This is a genomic window from Nonomuraea sp. NPDC048826 (genome assembly GCF_043198225.1).
Taxonomy (GTDB): Bacteria; Actinomycetota; Actinomycetes; order Streptosporangiales; family Streptosporangiaceae; genus Nonomuraea.
Window position 1 is genome coordinate 1 of the sequence record NZ_JBICUQ010000017.1, and the last position, 18560, is coordinate 18560.

The window sequence follows — 18560 nt, forward strand, 5'->3', positions numbered from 1 at the left end:
CGTTGGTGGGTGAGGAGTTGCCAGAGGTCGTCGGGTGAGGTGACGTCGCCGGGGTAGCGGCAGGCCATGGCGACGATCACGACAGGGTCGTCGTCGATGCGTCGGCGAGACGGGGTGGCGGCGGTTGTGGTGGCCGGTGTGCTCACGGGGACCAGTTGGGTGGTGAGGAGGGCGGCCACGGCGTTGGGGGTGGGGTGGTCGAAGGTGAGGGTGGCCGGGAGGGGCAGGCCGGTGGTGGTGGCTAGTTGGTTGCGGAGTTCGACGGCGGCCAGGGAGTCGAAGCCGAGTTCGCGGAAGGCGGTGTGGGGGTTGATCTGCTGGCTGTCGGTGTGGCCGAGGACGGTGGCGGTGGTGCGTCGGACCAGGTCGAGGGTGATGTCGAGCCGCTGCGCCGGGCCGGCGTCGGCAAGCTGACGGGGAAGATCGCCGGTGACGACACCGGTGGGCTTGCCGGGAAGGACGCCGCGGGGCTTCCCGGTGAGGATGGCCGGTGCGCTGGGTTGTTGGCGCAGGAGCTTGTGGTTCAGGTGAACGGGCGCCAGCAGAGCGTCGGGATGGGCCAGGGCGGTGTCGAGGAGACCGAGGGCGGTGTCGGGAGGCAGCGGGTGCAGTCCGGTGCGTTGCCAGCGGTTCGGCGCGAGGGCGGCGGCCATGCCGGTGTGGTCCCACGGCCCCCAGGCCAGGCTGGTGGCGGGCAGCCCCTGAGTGTGGCGATGGTGGGCCAGGGCGTCCAGGAAGGCGTTGGCAGCAGCGTAATTTGCCTGGCCGGGAGTACCGATGAGACCGGCGATGGAAGAGAACAGGACGAAGGCGGTCAGGGGCAGGTGACGGGTGTGCTGGTGCAGCTGCCAGGCCGCGTCGACCTTGGGGCGCAAGGTATCGGCGAGCCGCTCAGGGGTCAGGGCGGCCAGCGTGGCGTCGTGCAGGACACCGGCGGCGTGGATGACGGCCGTCAGCGGGTGACTGTCCGGGACGGCAGCCAGCAGGCCGGCGAGGGCGTCGGAGTCGGCGGTGTCGCAGGCCGTGATGGTCACGCGGGCCCCGGCCGCGGTGAGCTGCTGGTGGAGTTCATCGGCGCCGGGCGTATCCGGGCCTTGCCTGCTGACGAGCAGCAGGTGGCTGGCGGGGAAGCGATCGGCCAGGTGCCGGGCGACGAGACCGCCGAGCGCTCCGGTCCCGCCGGTGATCAGCACGGTGCGGTGGTCGAAGTCCGGCGGTGGCACGCTGGCCGGGGTGCCGGGAGTGAGCCGGGGGACGAGCAGGCGACCGGCGCGGACGGCGGTCTGCGGCCACCGGCTGTGGACGGCGCCCTGAAGCGCTTGCAGGGAGGCCGGGTGCTGATCGATGTCGATGACGGCGAACCGGCCGGGATGCTCGGTTTGCGCGGAGCGGACAAGCCCCCAGACGGCTGACCCGGTCAGGTCGATGTCATCACCCGGTTCGGCGGCGACCGCGCCATGGGTGATCACGACCAGCCGGGTGGCGGCGGGGAGATCGTGGGCGAGGAACCGCTGGAGCAGGGCGAGCGCGTCGGCGGTGCGCCGGTGAGCATGCCCGGGAACATCGGCGAGGTCGGAGCCGGGAGTGAGGACGGCAACGACATGGTCAGGGGCGGGGCGACCGGCGGCTACCGCGCGCCCCAGCGCCGCCAGATCCGGATAGCGGTCACCCGCGAGCCCGGCAGTCTCGCCACCCAGGACCGCGCATCTCCCGGACGCCTCGGCTTCCTGCTCGACCGGAGCCCAGCGCACCTCGTGCAGGGAGCCGCCCGACCGTTCGGCGGGCAGCATGGCCAGCGCGCCGATGCGGGCCACGACCTCGCCCGTGACGGCGTCGGCCGCCACCACGGCGACCCCGCCGGCCCCGCCGAGCGTGATCCGGACCCGCAGTGACGTCGCAGGCGACGCGGTCACCCACACGTCGGACCAGGAGAACGGCAGGCGGAGCAGGCCGTCGCCGGTGATCAGGAGGGGGTGCAGGACTGCGTCGAGAAGCGCGGGGTGCAGGCCGAAGCCGCGGCTGTCCAAGCCCTCGGGGAGGACCACGTCGGCGACGAGATCGTCCCCGTCCCGCCACAGCCCGCGCAGCCCCCTGAAGCAGGGGCCGTAGGCGAACCCCGCCGCCGCCAGCCACTCGTACGCGCCGTCCAGGTCGATCGGTTCCGCCTCTTCGGACGGATCGAGCAACGGGCGGATCTCATCCCCGCTGACGGCGAGGGTGCCGGAGGCGTGCAGGACCCACTCGGCGTCACCGCGGGCGTGCACGTGGACCGTCCGTCGTCCCGCCTCGTCCAGGACGCCCACGGTGACCTGGACCTCGACGGCCGCGTCGGCGGACAGGCGCAGCGGGCTGTGCAGGGTCAGTTCCTCGACGCGTGCGCAGCCTGCGCGTTCTCCCGCGTACCGGACCAGCTCGACGTGGACGGTGCCGGGGATCACCACGTCGTCGGCGACGACGTGGTCGGCCAGCCACGGGTGGGTGTCGAGGGCCAGGCGCCCGGTGAGGACGAGACCGCGGCCGTCCACCAGCTCGACGCAGGTCGTGAGCAGGGGGTGCGCGCCCTCGACGGGCCGGGCCTGGGCGCTCTTCTCGAACCAGTAGCGGCTTCGCTGGAACGGATAGGTGGGCAGAACCGCGGGCGTGGCGCCCCGCGGGTGGAGATCACGCCACCGGACGGGGTTGTCCGCGCTCGTGGTGTGCACGTCCGCGAGGGCGGTGAGCAGCGCCGTCGTCTCCGGCCGCCCGGCGCGCATGGTCGCGGTCGCGGTCGCGTCCCCGTCCGCTTGACGCGCGAGCACGCTCAGGACGGCGTCCGGGCCGACCTCCAGGTACGTGGTGACACCGTACGACCGAAGGGTGCGCAGCGTCTCCGCGAAGCGGACGGGTTGCCGGGCATGCCGCACCCAGTAGCCGGGGGAGCCGAGGTCGTCGGCCGTGCGTCCGGTCACGTTGGAGATCACGGGAATGTGCGGCCGGTCGAACCTCAGCCCTTCCGCGACGGCGCGCAGGTCGTCCAGCGCCGGATCCATCAGGGAGGAGTGGAAGGCGTGGCTGACCGTCAGCCTGCGCGTCCTGCGGCCGAGTCCGGTGAAGTGCTCGGCGACGCGGGCGACGGCACGTTCGGAGCCGGAGATCACCACGGAGTCCGATGCGTTCACGGCCGCGAGGGCGACCTCGTCGCCGAGGTGCGGCCTCATCTCCGCCTCGGTGGCCTGCACGGCGACCATCGCGCCGCCCTCGGGCAGCGCGCCCATCAGCCGGCCGCGCGCCGCGACCAGGGCCGCCGCGTCGGCCGACGACAGCACGCCCGAGACGTGGGCGGCGACCAGCTCGCCCAGTGAATGGCCTGCCAGATAGTCGGCCTTCACGCCGAGAGAGGTGAGGTAGGCGTACAGGGCGGTTTCCAGGGCGAACAGCGCGGGCTGCGCGTAACGGGTCCGGCTCAGCGACTCCGCGTCCTCGCCCCACATGACCTCGCGCAGCGGACGGTCCAGATGCACGTCGAGGTCGTCCACGATCGCGTCGAAGGCCGCCGCGAAACCGGGGAGGGCCTCGTACAGCTCCTTGCCCATGCCCGGGTACTGGGCGCCCTGGCCGGTGAACAGCAGGGCGAGCTTGCCACGGCGGGCGGCGCCGTGCCGGACGGACGGATCGGACCCGCCGCCCGCGAGCGCGTCGAGCCCGGCCAGCAGGTCGGCGCGGGTCGCGCCGACGACGGCGGCGCGGTGGCCGAAGGTGGCTCGCCGCGCCAGCGTGTGGTGCGTCTGCGCGGTGGTGATCTCGGGGTGGTCGGTCAGATGGCCGGCCAGGCGCCGGGCCTGCTCGCGCAGCGCCGTCTCCGACTTCGCCGACAAGGGCCACACGGTCGGCAGCTCCTCCTGGAGGGCCGGGCCGGGCTCGGCCGGAGGCGGCTCTTCGAGGATGAGATGGGCGTTGGTGCCGGAGATGCCGAACGACGACACGCCCGCCCTGCGCGGCCGCTCCCCGGCGGGCCACGCCACCTCCTCGGTGAGCAGTCGTACGGTGCCGCCCCGCCAGTCGACGTGCGGTGTCGGCTCGGTGACGTGCAGCGTACGCGGCAGCACCTCGTGCCGCATGGCCAGCGCCATCTTGATGACGCCGCCCACCCCGGCGGCGGCCTGGGCGTGCCCGATGCCGGACTTCAGCGACCCCAGCCACAGCGGGCGGTCCTCCGGCCGGTCGCGCCCGTAGGTCGCCAGCAGCGTCTCCGCCTCGATCGGGTCGCCCAGCGCCGTGCCCGTGCCGTGCGCCTCGACCGCGTCCACGTCGGTCGCCCCGATTCCGGCGTCCGCCAGCGCCGCCTGGATGACGCGTTCCTGCGCGAGCCCGTTGGGCGCCATCAGCCCGTTGCTGGCCCCGTCCTGGTTGATGGCCGTGCCACGGATGACGGCCAGCACCTGATGCCCTGCCGCCAGCGCGTCGGACAGCCGCTGGAGCACCAGCAGCCCCGCGCCCTCCGACCATCCGGTGCCGTCGGCCCCGGCGGAGAACGCCTTGCACCGGCCGTCGGCCGCCAGCCCGCGCTGCTGACTGAACTCCACGAACAGGCCGGGCGTGGACATGACGGTGACGCCGCCGGCCAGGGCCATCTCGCAGTCGCCCTGGCGCAGCGCCCGCGTCGCGAGGTGCAGCGCCACCAGCGAGGACGAGCACGCGGTGTCGACCGTGATCGTCGGGCCTTCGAGCCCGAACGTGTAGGCCAGCCGGCCGGAGTTGACGCTGGCCGTGGTGCCGGTCAGCACGTATCCCGCCAGCTCGTCCGGCGCCTCGTGCAGGCGGGGGCCGTACTCCTGGGACATCGCGCCGACGAACACGCCCGTCCGGCTGCCGCGCAGGCCGGCGGGGTCGATCCCGGCCCGTTCGAAGGCCTCCCACGCGGTTTCCAGCAGCAGCCGCTGCTGGGGGTCCATCGCGGTCGCCTCGCGGGGGCCGATCCCGAAGAACTCCGGGTCGAACAGCTCGGCGCCCTCGACGAACCCGCCGGAGCGGACGTAGGTCTTGCCCGCGACGCCGGGTTCCGGGTCGTAGAGCGCGTCCACGTCCCATCCGCGGGTGGCCGGGAAGTCGCCCACGGCGTCGCGCCCGGCCGCGACCAGGTCCCACAGCTGCTCGGGGGTGCTGACACCGCCGGGGAAGCGGCAGGCCATCCCGACGATCGCGACGGGATCCTCGCCGGGGACGGCGCCGGGAACCGGTGCCGTCTCGCCGGCGTCGGCGATGATCGCGGATTCCAGGTAACCGGCCAGCGCGGCGGGGGTCGGATGGTTGTAGATGATCGTGGTGGGCAGCCGCATGCCGGTCGCCCGGGCCAGCCTGTTGCGGAGTTCGACCGCGGCGGGGGAGTCGAAGCCGAGGTCGCGGAAGGTGAGCCGCGGATCCACGGCGTCGGGGCTCGCGTGTCCCAGCACGCCGGCGGCGTGGGTACGGACGAGGTCGGAGACGGCGCGGCGGCGTTCCGCCTCGCCGAGAGACAGCAGCCGCCGTCGCCACGACGGAGCCTCCTGGTCGGCCGCCGGATCGGGCTCCTCCTGGACCGCCGGCTCGGTCGCCGGCCCGCCGGTCGGGGCCGCCGCCCTGAGCCAGTGGCGCCGGCGCTGGAACGCGTAGGTCGGAAGGGTCTCCAGGGTGCGGGCGGTGGCGGGGAACACCCCGCTCCACGCGATCGGCACGCCGCTCACGTGCAGTTCCGCGACCGCCTTGAGAACCTGCTCCATCCCGGGTACGGCCCTGCGGAGGGTGCCCACGACGACGCCGGAGGCGGCGAGGTCGTCCAGCGTCTCCTGGATCGGCAGCGTGAGCACCGGGTGGGCGCTGCTCTCGACGAACGTCCGATGACCCGCGGCGACCAGGGCGCGGACCGTCTTCTCGAAGCGCACGGGCTCGCGCAGGTTCGCGTACCAGTAGCGGGCGTCGAGGGTCGCGGTGTCGACGCGGCCGCCGGTGACGGTCGAGTAGAAGGCGATGCCGCAGGAACGCGGCGTGATCGGGGAGAGCTCTCGCAGCAGGCGCTCCTCGATGGCCTCGACCAGGGGCGAGTGCGAGGCGTAGTCGACGGTGATGCGCCGGGCGCGGATGTCGCGGGCTCCGCACCAGTCGACCAGGGCGGCCACCGCCTCCAGAGTGCCGGAGACCACGGTGGTCGCGGGGCTGTTGACCCCGGCGACGACCAGCCTGCCCTGCCACGTCCTGAGGTGCTCCTCGAGCTCGTCGGCCGGCAACGCGATCGACGCCATGGCGCCCGTTCCGGAGAGCGTGGTCAGGGCGCGGCTGCGCAGCGCGATGACGCGGGCCGCGTCGTCCAGCGACAGGCCGCCCGCGACGTGCGCGGCGGCGATCTCCCCCTGGGAGTGGCCGACGACCGCGTCCGGCGTGACGCCCAGGGACTGCCACAGGCGGGCCAGGGAGACCGAGACCGCGAACAGGACCGGCTGGATCACGTCGTCGCGGTCCATGCCGGGCGCCCCCGGCGTGCCGCGCAGGACGTCGATCGGAGACCAGTCGACGTACCGGCCCAGGGCGTCGCAGCATTCCTCCAGCGCCGTGCGGAAGACCGGGCTGGAACCGAGGAGGTCGAGCGCCATCCCCGGCCACTGCGATCCCTGCCCGGAGAAGACCAGCACGGTCGCGCCGGGGTCGTCGGCGGTTCCCTGGATCAGCCCCGGGGCGCTCTCGTCCTCGACGAGGGCGCGAAGGGACGCCAGCAGCGTTTCGCGGCCGGGGCCGAGGGCGACCGCCCGATGCCCGAACGCGGTCCGCGTGGTGGCGAGCGACCAGCCGATGCCCGCCGGGTCCGCCTCGGGACGCTCGTCCAGGTGGTCGCCGAGCCGGCGGGCCTGGTCGCGCAGGGCGGCGGGCGTGCGGCCCGAGAGCGGCCACAGCACCGGCTCCACGCTCGCTGTCGCCGGAGCTTCGGGGACCCGGGGCGGCTCGCCGAGCACCACGTGACAGTTGGTGCCGCCCATGCCGAAGGAGCTCACGCCCGCGACCAGCGGACGGTCGGGGCGCGGCCACGCTCCCGGCTCCCGCTGGACCCTGATGCGCAGCCCGGTGAAGTCGATCAGGGGGTTCGGGGTGGTGAAGTTCAGGCTCGCGGGCAGCAGGCGGAATCTGACACTGAGTACGGCCTTGAGCAGCCCGGCGATGCCGGCCGCGCCCTCCAGGTGCCCGATGTTGGTCTTGACGGAGCCGACCGCCACGGGATCGTCCGCCGGTCTGCCGTCACCCAGGGCCAGGCCCACTCCGGCCGCCTCGACGGGGTCGCCGACCGGGGTGCCGGTCCCGTGCAGCTCCACGTACTGGACCTGACCGGGCCGTACGCCGCCGCCGGCGCAGGCCAGGCGGATCACCTCGGCCTGCGCGTCCGGGCTGGGCACGGTCAGGCTGTCCGTCACGCCGTCGTTGTTGACCGCGCTCCCGAGGATCACGCCGTGCACGGTGTCGCCGTCGGAGACGGCCCGTGACAGGAGTTTCAGCACGACGAGGCCGCCGCCCTCGCCGCGGACGTAGCCGTTGGCCCGGGCGTCGAAGGTGAAGCAGCGCCCGTCCGGCGAGAGCGCGCCGAGCCGCTCGACGGCGGTGTCGGCCTCCGGATCGAGGTTCAGCTGCACCCCGCCGGCCAGCGCGGCCGTCGCCTCGCCCCGGCGCAGGCACTCGGCCGCGAGATGCACGGCGACGAGCGACGAGGCCTGGGCGGCGTCCACGGTCATGCTCGGCCCGCGCAGTCCCAGCGCGTACGAGACGCGGTTGGCGATGATGCCCCGCTCCAGCCCGGTCAGCGTGTGCTGGGTGACCGCCCCGGCGCCGCGCAGCAGGTTGGCGTAGTCGTTCGCGATCGCGCCGACGAAGACGCCGGTGCGGCTGCCGCGCAGGCTTCCGGGTACGAGGCCGCCGTGTTCGAGCGCCTCCCAGGCCAGTTCGAGCGCGAGGCGCTGCTGGGGATCCATGGCCGCGGCCTCGCGCGGCGAGATGCCGAAGAACCCCGCGTCGAAGCCGTCGACCGAGTCGAGATAGCCGCCCGGCCGGCGGGAGGCGTCGCTCGCGGGCCGGTGGGCGGGCGCCTCCGCGATCGCGCTCGCGCCGTCGCGGAGCAGCCGCCAGAACGAGCCGAGATCCGGCGCCTGCGGGAAGCGGCAGGACATCCCGATGATCGCGACGGGCTCCTGACCGTCGGTCACGTGAGAGGCACGATCAAGATCGATTGTCATGGCGCCGGGAGTCTCCCTCGTCGTGAACCGTCTCTAGACGTGAGAGCCAGGCCAAGACCTGGTCTGGCGCTTGCCGCCGTCGGCCTCACGATAGGGCGGGGCAGGTCGGCGGCATACCGGTGTTCCGCGCCGCCGACCCCTTATGTGCGGAGGTGGGATAGGGGTCCGGGCGTTCAGCGGAAGCGCAGCGGCGAGAACGGCTTGACCAGCTCCGGCGTGTCGCCGGTGACCAGCATCGCGGTCACCGCGTCGGCGGTGATGGGCGCGAGCTGCACGCCGATGCGGAAGTGACCCGTGGCCAGGAGCAGGCCAGGCACCGCGGTGTGGCCGATCATCGGCTGGTCGTCCGGCGAGCCGGGCCGCAGCCCGGTGCCGAACTCGGCGAAGCCGAGCCGCCCGCAGCCGGGCAGCACCCGCTGAGCCTTGCCCAGCAGCTCGGTCAACCCCGCCACGGTGGTCGTCGTGTCGTAGCCGGCCTCCTCGTAGGTGGCGCCGACGACCAGTTCGCCGTCGCCGCGCGGCACCAGGTACACCGCCGAGCCGTCCACCGTGGCCCGGGTCGCCCTGCCGAGCAGCGGGGGGTCCGCGTGCAGGCGCAGGATCTGGCCCTTCACCGGCCGCACCTCCGGTACGGTCCCGGCGGGCAGGCCGCCGAGCCGATGCGTCCAGCAGCCGGCCGCCAGCACGACCCGGTCCCCGCGCACGGTCTCCCCGTCGCGCAGGCGCACCCCTTCGGCCCGTCCGCCGAGGAGCACCTCGGTCACCTCGGCCTGCCGGACCTCGCCGCCGCGCCGCCGGATCGCCGCCAGCAACGCGGCGTTCAGCTGTCTCGGGTTCACCGCCCCGTCGTCCGGCGCGAGGAGGCCACCGGCCACCGACGGGGCCAGCGACGGCTCCAGGTCACGGCATCCTTCGCCGCTCAGCGGCTCGCACCGGATGCCGCGCGACCGCGCGAAGCGTCCCAGCGCGTCGAGCGCGGCGACGTCGCCGGCGGTGAAGGCGACGTCGAGGACGCCGTCGCCGCGGAACCCGGCGCTCATGCCGGAGTCCTCCTCCAGCTCGGCGACGAACGAGCGGTACCGTTCCCGGGAGGCCAGGCACAGGCGCAGCAACGGCTCGTCGTTCACCAGCAGTTCGTTCAGCGGGGGCAGCATGCCCGCCGAGGCGTGCGAGGCCCCGCTCGCGGGCGCGGGATCCACGATCGTCACGGTCAGCCCGGCGACCAGCGACTGCCACGCGGTGGCCAGGCCGATGACCCCGGCCCCCGCGATCACCACATCCGTCATCCGCCCACCTCGTGCGTGTCAGGGTCGGCCAGCAGCAATTGGTGCAGGTGAGTCGCCAGCCGGCTCGGGGTCGGATGGTCGAAGGCCAGCGTGGCGGGCAGCCGCAGCCCGGTCGCCGCCGCCAGCCGCCGCTTCAGCTCCAGCGTGGACAGCGAGTCGAAGCCGGCGGCGACGAACTCGCGGTCCGGCGCCACGGACTCGGCCGAGGCGTGCCCGAGCACGATCGCCGCCTGCGCGCGCACGAACTCCGCCACGGCGGCCTCACCCTCGCCCGCGAGGGCCTGGCGCAGCTGCTCACGCAGCTCTCCGGCGGCCCCGACCGGCTGTGCCGCCGACGGCTGCGCGAGGTCGGCCAGCAGCGGGTGGAGTTCGGAACCGTGGGTACGGAGCGCCTCCTCGTCGAGGCGCACCGGAACCAGGACCGCCTCGTCCCTGCCGCGCGCCGCGTCGAGCAGCGCCAGCCCTTGTTCCTCGGTGACGGGGGCGAGCCCGGCGCGTCTCATCCTGGCCAGGTCGGCGGCCGAGACCGCGTCCATCATGCCGTCGCCCTCCCACGGGCCCCACGCCAGCGAGACCGCCGGCAGCCCGATGGCCCGGCGCCGGTGCGCGAGCCCGTCCAGGAAGGCGTTCGCCGCGGCGTAGTTGGCCTGCCCCGAGCCGCCCAGCACCCCCGCGGCGGAGGAGAACAGCACGAAGGCGCAGGACTCGCGGTCGCGGGTGAGTTCGTGCAGGTTCAGCGCCGCGTCGATCTTGGCACGGAGGACGCGTTCCAGCCGGTGCGGGGTGAGCAGGGCGATCGTCCCGTCCCGTACCACGCCCGCGGCGTGGATGACCGCGGTCAGCGGCCGGTCGTCCGGGATGTCCGCGATCACCCGCGCCAGCGCCGGCCGGTCGGCCGCGTCGCAGGCCGTCACCCGGACGTCCGCGCCCAGCGCGGCCAGCTCCCTGATCAGGTCGGCGGTGCCGGGTGCGGCGGCTCCGCTGCGGCTGAGGAGCACCAGATGCCGGACGGCGTGCCGGCGCACCAGGTGCCGGGCCACCGCCCGGCCGAGCGCGCCCGTGCCTCCGGTCACGAGGATCGTGCCGCGCGGATCCCAGCGGCCCGCCCCGCCCCGGCGCGCCGGTACGGGCGGGCAGCGGACCAGCCGCGGCCGGAGCGGCACCGAGTCCCGCACCGCCACCTGCGGCTCGCCCGACGTCACCGCCGACACCAGCGCCCGGCCCGAGGACTGGGGGTCGTCCAGGTCCACCACGAAGAACCGGCCGGGGTGTTCGGCCTGGGCGCTGCGGACCAGCCCCCACAGCGCCGCCCCGGACAGATCCGCCACCTCCTCGCCCGGCCGGGCGGCCACGGCGCCCTGCGTGACCAGCACCAGCCGGCAATCCGCCAGCCGCTCGTCGGCGAGCCATTCCTGCACCAGGATGAGCGCCCGCTGGAGTGCGCGCCGCGCGCCGGTGGTCTCGTCGGCCTCGTCGCCGCCCGGCTGGGTGCAGGAGACGGCGACGACGTCCGGGACCCGGCGGCCGCGCCGCAGCTCGGCGTCGAAGGCGTGCAGGGACTCGTGGCTCTCCGTGGCGCGCCCGGCGGCCTTCAACGCGCCGGTGAGTCCGAGGTGATCGGTGCCGAGCACGGCCCACTGACCGGCGGGCTGCGCCTCCTCCGAGGTGGTGACGGCGTGCCAGGCGAGCCTCAACAGGCGGGCGTGACGGGCCGCGCCGAGATCGTCGGGGAGCGGGCGCAGCGCCAGCGAGCCGATCGTCGCCACCAGCGTCCCGCGGTCGTCGAGCACCTGGATGGACAGCGCGTCGTCGCCGGACGGGGTGAGCCGGACGCGCGCGATCCGCGTGCCCGCCGCCGGGACGCGGACGTTGCGCCAGGCGAACGGCAGCGGGGTGCTGTCGCCCTTGTCCAGGTGCGGGAGCAGCGCGGCGTGCAGCGCGGAGTCGAGCAGCGCGGGATGCAGGTGAAAACCGGGCACTCCCGGCGCGTCCGCGTTGAGGCCCACCTCCGCCAGGATGTCGTCCCCGTCGCGCCAGGCGGCGCGCAGCGCGCGGAACACCGGCCCGTACCGCAGGCCGCGATCGTCGAGACGGCGGTACAGATCGGTGATGTCGACGGGTTCGGCGCCCGGCGGCGGCCAGTCGGCGGCCGGATCGGTCATCGCCACCCGCCCGCGGGCCGCGGCGGATTGATGATGGCGGCGGTGACCTCGCCCCGCGAGTCGCCTCCGAACTCGTCCCAGTAGCGGCAGGTCGTGCGGATCACCACGAGGGGGTCGCGGATGTCGTTGCCCTCCCACTCCCCGATGTCGACCAGGTCCAGCTCGCCCTGGAAACGCCGTCCGCGCATGGCCGTGCGGAACGCGCTGCGGAAGTCGGTGATGAGGATCTCGCCCAGTTGCCGGCTCCAGAAGTCTTCCATCGTCCACCGCGAGAACGGCTCCACCAATTTCTCTTTGATGGACTTGGCGACCAGGTAGTAGGCCATCTGGTTGTAGCAGATGTTGAACTCGACCGAATTGAAGTGCCCGGTGTCGTCGATATAACAGGACTCGGAGATCTCGAACGCGCACGTGGCGGTGAGACGGCCGCCCTCGTCCGGTCGCCCGTTCAGCACCACGGCGGCGGACTTCAGATATTCGCAGTTCTTCGCCCGGTAGGGCGTCAGGACTCTGTGGAGCAGTTCCGGGTCGTTCGGATGAGCGACCTCCGGCGCGTTTCCGGGCCCCTCCGCCAGTTTCGTCATGCCGGCTCCCTCGGGCTAGGCCGTACCAGAGGGGACGGTAACATCGCGGGAAAAGACCGCCCCACCCCTGAGCCACCCCTATACGAGGCCGAGGCGCTTCGCCAGAGTGTCCCTGTCGATCTTCCCGTTCGCCGTCGTGGGGACGTCCGCGATCACGTGCAGCCCCCGCGGCACCATGTAACCGGGAAGCACGGCGGCGCAGAAGGCCCGCACCTTCATCGCGTCGAGCGGCGGCGCCCCGCGCTCCATGACCACGCACCCGGCGAGCTCGGCCGCGTCGCCGTCCTTCACGGCCAGCGCGACGGCGGCGGTCACGCCGGGGAACTCGGCCAGGCGGCGTTCCAGCTCTCCCAGTTCGACCCGGTTGCCGCGGATCTGCACCTGCGAGTCGGCACGGCCCCGGAAGTAGAGCTCGCCGTCCGGGCCCCGGTGGGCCAGGTCGCCGGTGCGCAGCACCCGCCGTCCGGACGCGGGGGTGAACGGGTGCGGCACCAACGTGGCGGCGGTCGCCTCCGGATCCTCCCAGTAGGCGGTGAACAGGGCCGGGCTGTCGAGGTGGATCTCGCCGACCGCGCCGGGTTCGGTGACCGGCTCGCCATCCGCGCCGATGAGCAGCATCTCGGCGCCCGGGTGGGCGAAGCCGATGGACAGCCGGTCGAGGTCCTCCGGGATCGGCTCCGGCACGTCGGTGAAGGAGCACGCCATCGACTCGGTCGCGCCGTAGCAGTTGATGAGCCGGAGGCCCGGCCGCAGGCCCTGCAGCCGGCGCAGATCCGCGAGGGGGAAGTCCTCGCCGGAGAACAGGATGCGCTCCAGCCGGTCCAGGCCGGCGAACCGGTCCGGCTCGTGCCTGAGCACCGGCCCCCAGATCGACGGCACACCCTGGACGTGCGTCACCTCCGCGTCACGCAACAGGGCCAGGAAGAGCCGGGGCCAGCCGAGCCTGCTCCGCGGGATCGGCACGACGGTCGCGCCCTGCCCGAGGCTGAGCGCGATGCCGCCCAGGCAGAAGTCGAAGTGGAACGGCGAGGCGATCCCGACCCTGTCGTGCTCGGCGACCACCCCTTGGTGCAGCGTGCCGCGGTAGAACGCGATGTTCGCGCGGTGGTCCATCACCACGCCCTTGGGCCGGCCGGTCGTGCCGGAGGTGAAGATGATGTACGCCGTGTCGGTGGCGAGCACCTCCCGGCGGTGCCGGGTCCTGGGCGCGGGAGGGCGCCGCGGCGTCAGCGCGCCCGCGGCGAACCCGGCCACGCCCATCCCCGGCGGCGCCTCGACGTCGTGGCCGGGGAGGTCGTGGACGTACAGCGCCGGCCGGGCCGCGTCGATCACCGACCGCACCCGCGCCTCCGGCATCTCGGGGCTCACCGGGATGAACGGCAGGCCGAGCGTGGCGCAGGCCAGCAGCATCGCGATGGAGGACGCGGACGTGGTGGACATGACCACCACCCGGTCGCCGACGTCCAGCCCCAGGTCGGCGAGCTCCGCGGCGTAGGCGTCGGTGAGCCGCTCCAGCTCGCGGTAGGTGACGGTGCGCAGCCCGCCGTCGGCGTCGAGCTCCACGACCGCCGGATGATCGGGCCTGGTACGGGCCGGGGCCAGCAGGAACCAGCGGAGATTGTCGGCGAAACCGTCAGCACGGGCGGTGCGCGGGAATTCGTTGCCCATCCGGCACTTCCAGACCTGGGGCGAAGGGGGATATGAGCAGGCGTGAATTCATCGTATACACGCCGGAATTCGGCGGGACAAGCCTGGAGCTGCTGTGTTAAGGGGGCGCTAGGGGTTCTGGTCGCCCCGCCCCGCAAACAGACTGGCGTCGGAAAGCGGCACAGAAAGGAGTGCGCCGAGAAATGCAGACCGACGCCCGAGAGGACTCCGCAATCATTTTTCCGGGGATCAGCCCGGCGCCTTTCGCGGAAACGGCGCGGTTCCTGCTGATCGACCCCGTCGCCCGCCGCATGCTGGCCGAGGCGGACGAGGTCCTCGGCTGTTCCGTGCTGGAACGTCACCGGGAGGCCGGGGACGACTACTCGGCAGGGGCCAGGGTCGCGTTCCTGGTCAGTTGCCTGGCGCTGGCGCGGTGGGCGGGGCGGACGCTCGGCATCAGCCCGCGCCTGGTCGCCGGGCCGAGCTTCGGCGGCGTCCCCGCCGCCGTCCACTCCGGCGCGCTCGGCTTCGCCGACGCCGTCTCGCTGACCGCCTCGTGGGGGCGGGTGACGGAGGAGTACTTCACGCGCGAGCACCGGGACGTCGTCACCCTCTCCGTGGCGCGGCTGCCCGAGGATCGCCTGGAGCGCGTCCTGGAGGAGCTGAAGGGAAGCGAGGAGTGGTACGGGGTGGCGTGCTTCGTCGACGCCGACTTCCACCTCGTGTCCGTCCACGAGAGCAGGGTCGAGTGGCTGCAGGACCGGATGCGGGCCGAAGGCGGGATGCCGCTGTCCGTCATGCGCCCGCCGATGCACTCGAGCCGGTTCGGCGGCCTGCGCGAGACCATCGAACGTGAACTGTTCGGCGGTCTCCGCTTCGCCGACCCGGTGATCCCGGTGGTCTCCGACCACGACGGCACGGTGCTGACCAGCGGCGCCCAGCTCCGGGAGCTGGTGCTCGACGCCGTGGTGCGGCCGGTCCGCTGGCCGGCGGTGATCGCCAGGCTGCGCCGGGAGGGCATCCGCACCTTCTGCGTCTCGGGGCCCGACGCCATGTGGGGCCGGGTGGCGTCCGTGCGGAAGAACTTCGAGGTGGTGGCGGTCAAACCGAAGACCGCGCTGCAGCCGCGCCGCAGGCCGGCGCCGGTGTGAGGGCCCGGCAGGGCCGCCACTCAGCGGCCGCGGCCCAGGCCGTCCAGGGTCTCCCACAGCACTCCGGGCGTCGCGAAGCGCTCCAGCTTCAGCGAGTCGTCGGCGAACCGGACCTGATAGGCGTCCTCCAGCATCGCCAGCAGCTCCACGGTGCCGACCGAGTCGAGCCCGTAGTCGCGCAGGCTGAGATCAGGGGGGATCTCCGCGCCGGTCGGCAGGAAGGGCAGATGCTGCCGGAGAAGCCCTTCGAATCGCCCGTCCCACATGGCCGCTCCCTCGTGATCGCAGGACCGGGGCCGCCGCGCCCCGGTCGCCGACAACGTAGCTCCGCCCCTTCCGGCCGACAACCCTTATCCAGCCTCACCGCGGAGGAGAGACGACCATGCCCCAGACGACGGAACCGGCGTTGTACGGGCGCTTCCTGCGAGGCCTGGCCCTGGGCCCCGGACGGCCCGCGATGCGCGTCGGCAGCGAGGTGCTCACGTACGGAGAAGCCCACGAGCGCGCCCTGCGCCAGGCGGGCGCCCTGCTCGCCGCGGCGCCGTCGCCGCCCGGAGCGGTCTGCGTGCTCGCCGAACGCGGCCTGCCCGCCTACGTCGGCATCCTCGCGGCCTTGTGCACCGGCGCGGCGGTCGTGCCGCTGCGGCCCGACTTCCCCGCGCCGCGCACCCGGCGCATGATCGAGGACGCCGGGGTCTCCATCGTGGTGGCCGACGAGCGGGGCAGGGCGGCGCTCGCGGAGACCGGGCTGGACCTGCCGGTGCTCGACGCCGACCGGCCACCGGCCGCGGGGACGGCGCTCGACGCGCCCCGCCCGGTCAAGGCGGACGACGTGGCCTACATGCTGTTCACCTCCGGCTCGACCGGCCGGCCCAAGGGCGTGCCGATCACCCACGGCAACACCCACCACTACTTCCGGCTCATGGACGAGCGGTACGACTTCGCGCCGGACGACGTCTTCTCCCAGATCCTCGACCTGAACTTCGACTGCGCCATGTTCGAGCTGTTCTGCGCCTGGGGCGCGGGCGCGACCGCGCTGGCCGTGCCCCCGATGGCGTACCAGGACCTGCCGGGGTTCATCGCCGGGTCCGGGATCACGGTGTGGTTCTCCACGCCCAGCGCGATCACGCTGGTGCGCCGCATGTCCGGCTTGACGCCGGGCGTCATGCCCGGGCTGAGGTGGAGCTTCTTCGCCGGGGAGGCGCTGCGGTGCTCGGACGCGGCGGACTGGCAGGCGGCGGCGCCCGGCTCGTACGTGGAGAACCTGTACGGTCCCACCGAGCTCACCATCACGATCAGCCGGCATCGCTGGGACCCGGAGGTCTCGCCGCGCCTCGGCGCCAACGGGATCGTCCCCATCGGCCCGCTCCACGACGGCCACGACGGGCTGCTGCTCTCCGCCGACGACCAGGAGCACCCGACGGAGGGGGAGCTGTGCATCACCGGGCCCCAGATGAGCCGCGGCTACCTGGACCCCGGTGACGACGAGGGCCGCTTCCTGCGCCGGCACGGCAAGACCTGGTACCGCACCGGCGACCGGGTGCGCCTCCTGCCCAGTGGCGACCTGGCCTACCTGGGACGCCTGGACGCGCAGGTGCAGATCCAGGGCTGGCGGGTGGAGCTCGCCGAGATCGACCACGCCGTACGGGCCTGCGAGGGGGTGGAAGAGGCGGTGACCGTCACCAGGGAGACGGCCCGGGGACTGGAGCTCGTGGTCTTCTACACCGGCGACCCGTCGCTCACCGCCGCGGCGCTGGCTCGCGAACTGCGGGCCGTCCTGCCCGCGGGCATGCTGCCGAAGGCGTACCGGCGGGTGGACGCGATGCCGCTGAACGGGAACCGCAAGATCGACCGCGGCCGGCTGGCGCGGGTGGCCGCCGCCGGTTGACCCCCCGGGGCCCCGCGCTCACCAGGCGCGTTCGGTCTGCCTGGTGGGCAGGATCTGGCGGTAGGTGGGCTGGGAGCCGAAGAGCCGCCACTCCCGCGGGTAGCCGACGGACACCTCGTCGAACGGCACGCCGTCGTGGACGGTGGTCCGGGGGATGTGGAGATGCCCGTAGACGACGGAGGCGGCCTGGTAGCGCCGATGCCAGTCGGCGGTCAGGCGGGTGCCGCACCAGAGCGCGAACTCCGGATGGCGGAGCACCCGCGTCGGGTCGCGGACCAGGGGGAAGTGGTTGACCAGCACAGGGGGCGGGCCGCCGCGCACCGCGTCGAGCCGGGCCGCGGTGAGCCGGACCCGGGCCTGGCACCAGGCGTCGCGGCTCGTGTAGGGGTCCGGATGCAGGAGGAACTCGTCGGAGCACACCACGCCCGCCTCGTAGGCGCGGGCCAGGCCCGCTTCCTTGGTGAAGGCGCCCTCGGGGCGGAAGGTGTAGTCGTACAGCAGGAACAGCGGCGCCACGGTGACGGCCCCGCCGGGCCCGTCCCAGACCGGATAGGGATCTTCGGGAGTCGTCACCCCCAGGCCGCGGCAGAGCTCCACCAGGTGCTCGTAGCGGGCCTGGCCGCGCAGCTGCACGGGGTCGTCCGGCGGGGTCCACAGCTCGTGGTTGCCCGGGGCCCACACCACCTTGGCGAAGCGGGAGGCGAGCAGGCCCAGCGCCCATGCGACGTCCGCGACGTACTCGCCGACGTCCCCGGCCACCAGCAGCCAGTCGCCGCTCGAACGGGGCCGCAGCCCCTCCACGAGCTGCCGGTTCTCGGCATACCGCACATGGAGGTCGCTGATGGCCAGCAGGCTCGGCGGGGGGCTCACAGAGCGATCATAAGCTCGGGCCCGGCGGGCGTCCCGGTCCGGGACGAAGGATAGGGGTCGGACGCCCGGCCAGGACACGGATGGCGGTCACGACCAGCCCGCGCGAGACCGTCCACCGGCCGGTGAAGCCGGACACCGGCCCGTCCACCAGCAGCCGCGCGTGAAACGTGCGCTCGTCGGGCCGCACGGTGACGGTGGCGTCCTCGAACCCGAGCCAGCGCCGGGTGAGCGGGAACCACGCCTTGTAGACCGCCTCCTTGGCGCTGAACAGCAGCCGGTCCCAGGAGATCCGCGGATCGGCCCGCAGCAGGCCGGCGATCCAGGCCCGCTCGGCCGCGTCGGACACCGTGTCCAGCACCCCGTCGGGCAGCGGCCGGTTGGGCTCGGCGTCGATGCCGAGCGTGAGCACCTCGGTCTTCCGGGCGACGGCGCACGCGCGGTACCCGTCGCAGTGGGTCATGCTGCCCACGATCCCCGACGGCCAGATCGGCGCGCCCCGCAGGCCGGGAAGGATGGGGGACGGCGGCACGTCGAGCCGGCCCAGGGCGGCGCGGGCGCAGGCCCGCACGGTGGTGAACTCTCTGCGCCGTTTCTCCACCGACCTGGTCAGCAACGCCTCCTCCTCGGGGAAGAGCGGCACGTCGAGGTCGTCGGCGAAGGCCTCGACCCCGACCACGTCGGGCAGCACTTCCGCGATCACCGAGGGCGCTCCGGCAGGGGGGTTCATGCGGTGATCGTAACCTCGGG

10 protein-coding genes are annotated in these 18560 nt (G+C 73.7%); 2 read left to right on the top strand and 8 right to left on the bottom strand.

The features are described 5' to 3' along the window. The 5 genes from ACGFI7_RS40950 to ACGFI7_RS40970 form a co-directional block, all read right to left on the bottom strand. On the bottom strand, nucleotides 1-8195 hold an 8195-nt coding region (locus tag ACGFI7_RS40950; RefSeq protein ID WP_393414983.1), incomplete at its 3' end, for an SDR family NAD(P)-dependent oxidoreductase. A 203-nt stretch (nucleotides 8196-8398) separates the two neighbouring features. Beyond that, nucleotides 8399-9511: a glycine oxidase ThiO gene (gene thiO, locus ACGFI7_RS40955; RefSeq protein WP_393414986.1), complete on the bottom strand. Its 1113-nt coding sequence runs from the start codon at nucleotides 9509-9511 to the stop codon at nucleotides 8399-8401. After that, a complete protein-coding gene (locus tag ACGFI7_RS40960) occupies nucleotides 9508-11673 on the bottom strand; it encodes a type I polyketide synthase (protein WP_393414988.1) in 2166 nt (721 codons plus the stop codon). Before ACGFI7_RS40960 ends, thiO begins: the two co-directional genes overlap by 4 nt. Then, the gene (locus ACGFI7_RS40965; protein WP_393414991.1) at nucleotides 11670-12257 is read right to left on the bottom strand and encodes an FcoT family thioesterase; all 588 of its coding nucleotides are present in this window, start codon (nucleotides 12255-12257) and stop codon (nucleotides 11670-11672) included. The genes ACGFI7_RS40960 and ACGFI7_RS40965 overlap by 4 nt, the downstream gene beginning before the upstream one ends. A gap of 78 nt (nucleotides 12258-12335) precedes the next feature. Next, nucleotides 12336-13925, bottom strand: coding sequence for an AMP-binding protein (locus tag ACGFI7_RS40970; RefSeq protein WP_393414994.1), 1590 nt, complete (start codon nucleotides 13923-13925; stop codon nucleotides 12336-12338). Nucleotides 13926-14107: 182 nt separating this feature from the next. Here ACGFI7_RS40970 and ACGFI7_RS40975 point away from each other — a divergent pair, with 182 nt between their 5' ends. Next, a complete protein-coding gene (locus tag ACGFI7_RS40975) occupies nucleotides 14108-15055 on the top strand; it encodes an ACP S-malonyltransferase (protein WP_393414997.1) in 948 nt (315 codons plus the stop codon). A gap of 20 nt (nucleotides 15056-15075) precedes the next feature. Here ACGFI7_RS40975 and ACGFI7_RS40980 read toward each other — a convergent pair whose 3' ends face one another. Then, on the bottom strand, nucleotides 15076-15321 hold the full coding sequence (locus tag ACGFI7_RS40980; protein ID WP_393415000.1) for an acyl carrier protein: 246 nt from the start codon (nucleotides 15319-15321) through the stop codon (nucleotides 15076-15078). Nucleotides 15322-15437: 116 nt separating this feature from the next. Here ACGFI7_RS40980 and ACGFI7_RS40985 point away from each other — a divergent pair, with 116 nt between their 5' ends. Further along, complete coding sequence (locus tag ACGFI7_RS40985) at nucleotides 15438-16943, top strand: AMP-binding protein (protein WP_393415002.1); 1506 nt, start codon at nucleotides 15438-15440, stop codon at nucleotides 16941-16943. Between the two features lie 18 nt (nucleotides 16944-16961). Here ACGFI7_RS40985 and ACGFI7_RS40990 read toward each other — a convergent pair whose 3' ends face one another. Further along, entirely contained in the window at nucleotides 16962-17813 is an 852-nt protein-coding gene (locus tag ACGFI7_RS40990) for a metallophosphoesterase family protein (RefSeq protein ID WP_393415005.1), read from the bottom strand. Between the two features lie 7 nt (nucleotides 17814-17820). Then, a complete protein-coding gene (locus tag ACGFI7_RS40995) occupies nucleotides 17821-18540 on the bottom strand; it encodes a 4'-phosphopantetheinyl transferase (RefSeq protein WP_393415008.1) in 720 nt (239 codons plus the stop codon). Nucleotides 18541-18560 lie beyond the last annotated feature (20 nt).